The organism is Microcystis sp. M53603_WE2 (genome assembly GCF_030065435.1).
In genome coordinates, this window is sequence record NZ_JASJFF010001030.1 from 1 (window position 1) to 2,869 (window position 2,869).

Here is a 2,869-nt window from a genome sequence, read left to right on the forward strand (position 1 = left end):
AGGGTGTCAACAAGGAATATTACAAATTGTTAACCGAGTCTTGAAAGCCTTGTGCTACAAAGGTTTGAAATGTTAAGAAAGATGTGACTAAAGGACAGCGGGGGGAGCTGACAGTTTTTAACACCTAACTACTTAAGCGGCTCTTCTGGTTTCTGTGTGGAAACGAGGTCTATACTGATAGAATATCCGCAAAATAGCCCTAAAAGTCTTGCCCAATAATCATTTCACGACTCCATAAGCAAAAATTATCACACAAAGTCGAGAAGAGCCCTTAAGCTTGTTGGTAGTGAGGATCAATTGCGATTAATTTATTAACAGTTTGATAGAATTCCTGTTGATAAAATTCCCGTCGATTGCTGTCGAGATCATTAACTAATTGTTCTTGACAGTAGCGACGATATTCCATTAAACTAATTTTTTCCATAGCTATAATAGCATCTTTGATCTGTTCTTCTGGCTGCAAAATTTCCTGACTGGTATGTTCATTTAAGTGAAATAAAGAATTAAAATCACGGTTTTTGTCTGTGGTTATCATCAATAAATGATTCTGTAAAGCTGACATCAAATCTCTTGGTTTAGTAATTTGGGTTTCTAACTCTAGAATTACTTGCCATAACCAACGATAATCCGGGAGATTAAAAATTAAATCTTTTTCATCCAAAGATTCTAAAATTATTTCCCGATATTCAGGATAATGGAGATAGATTAATAATAATAACCATTCGGCTTTTTCCGAGCTATTTTTTTCGGATTTATCTAAAATATTTTTCCTCTTGATTGCCAGAGATTTTCCTTGAGGTTTATTAACCTGCTTTGAGAGATTTTTTAAAATATAAGGCAAACGAGTGGCATCTTTTTGAGCCAAAATTTCAGCACAATAATCTAGATAAAAAGTGCGTTGATTGCTATCGATTAACTTTTGCAGTAAACTCACCATACTATTGGCTACTTGTTGAAAATGTAGTCCCTGTTTTAAATCTTTATTAACCAACATTTGCGAGATTTGCCAATCAATCCAAAAAGGAGATTTTTCGATTAGTTCTCGATAACTATTCACCCCGTCAGCACGAGATTTAAGAAATTCATCGGCATCTTTACCATCGGGAAGATTGAGGATTTTTAGGTTAACTTGTCCCGAATAAACTAGGGAGTTAATTTCCTCGATCGCCCTTTGTGTCGCTTTAATTCCCGCTTGATCAGCATCAAAATTAAAGATTATTTGTTTATTTTCACTGTAGCGCAAAAGTAATTTAATTTGCTCTTGACTTAAAGCTGTTCCTAAACAGGCAACCACATTAGTAATACCAGTAGCATGGAGAGCGATTGCGTCAAAATAACCCTCGACAACTATCGCTAAATCTTGCTGAATAATTGCCTGTTTAGCTCGATCGAGAGCAAAGAGAGTTTTTCCCTTTTCAAATAGAGGAGTATCGGGAGAATTTAGATACTTTGGCTGCTCATTACCTAAAGTGCGACTACCAAAAGCGATCGCTCGTCCTTGACTATCAAAAATAGGAATCATTAAACGATCTCGAAATTGATCGTAATAACCACTACCATTTTGACGCGCTTTAATTAATCCCGCTTGTTCCACTAAAGCCACAGGATAGCGCTTTTGTTCCACTAAATAACGATAGAGAGTTTCCCAACCTTCCGGAGAATATCCCAGTTGAAAAGCTGCGATAGTTTCCGCGGTTAGTTGTCGTTGTACCTTGAGATAATCTAACGCTTTTTCCCCTTGAGGTTGACTAAGGGCGTGTTGATAAAAACTCACCGCCACGGCCATTATTTCGTATAATTGTTCCTTGAGGGATAATTTCTGTTCTAATTCCTGACGCTGTTCTACTGCCAGAGTTTTAATCGGGATTTGATACCTTCTAGCGAGATCGAAAACCACCTCACTAAAAGATTGTTTTCCCACTTCCATAAGAAATTTAATCCCGTTTCCCCCCGCACCACAGCCAAAACAGTAATACATTTGTTTGGCAGGACTAACCGTAAAACTGGGGGATTTTTCCTCGTGAAAAGGACATAAACCAACGTATTCCCGTCCCCTTTTTTTGAGGACGACTCTCTCGGAAATTAAATCCACAATATCAATTCTTTGTTTAACTTCTTCGATCGTGTCCGGATGTAGTCGCGGTGTATCCATAATCAGTTATCAGCAGTCAGGAGTCAGATGTGAGTTTTAAGTGAGCAGTATATATTAAGTGAGCAGTATTAAAGCTGATCACTGAAAAATCTCCCCAACACCTACCACCCCCACTAAGGCCCTTTTTGACTCCTGGAAATTCGCACCCATAAGTAATAAGAAAGGACTTGACTTTGGCGGCGGCTTGTGCTATGCTCTTCTAATAATGGGAATCCGTGCAAATTTTTACGAGTTCAAATATTCCCATTATGAATAAAATCTTTTAAAAATATTATCTCAAAATCTCCCGACAAAAGCCAGCAAAATTTCGCCCATAATTGTTAAGTTTTGTTAAAAATGCAGAGACCGGCAGGGAAAGAACTGATTACTGATCACTGATCACTGAAAAACTTCCCCACTGCGATGGCTGCATTTTGTCCTCCGAAACCGAAACTAAGACAGAGACAATTGTGCAGGGAAAAATTAACAGCCGATCTAGTTAAATTTAACTGAAAAGGCGACTCGCGCACACCGACACAGGGGGGAATTAGCTGATTTTTCAGGGCCATTAAACAAAAAGCCACGCCTAATGCCCCCGAAGCCCCTAAAGTGTGTCCTGTTGCCCCTTTTGTCGAGCTTACAGCCACTTGCGAGCCAAAAATGCTGGCGATCAGGTTTGCCTCCCGTTCATCGTTTAAACGCGTGCTAGTGCCGTGGGCGTGAATGTAATTAATTTCA

The 2,869-nt window shown here is 38.9% G+C and carries 1 protein-coding gene and 1 pseudogene; both read right to left on the minus strand.

What is annotated here, in order from left to right; genetic code table 11:
* Positions 1 to 271: 271 nt before the first annotated feature.
* Positions 272 to 2,152 (minus strand): DNA primase, encoded by a 1,881-nt coding sequence (gene dnaG, locus PX481_RS21740; RefSeq protein ID WP_288057642.1) that lies wholly within the window; start codon positions 2,150 to 2,152, stop codon positions 272 to 274.
* A gap of 371 nt (positions 2,153 to 2,523) precedes the next feature.
* Positions 2,524 to 2,869, minus strand: a pseudogene (locus tag PX481_RS21745) (beta-ketoacyl-ACP synthase); the annotation flags it as partial.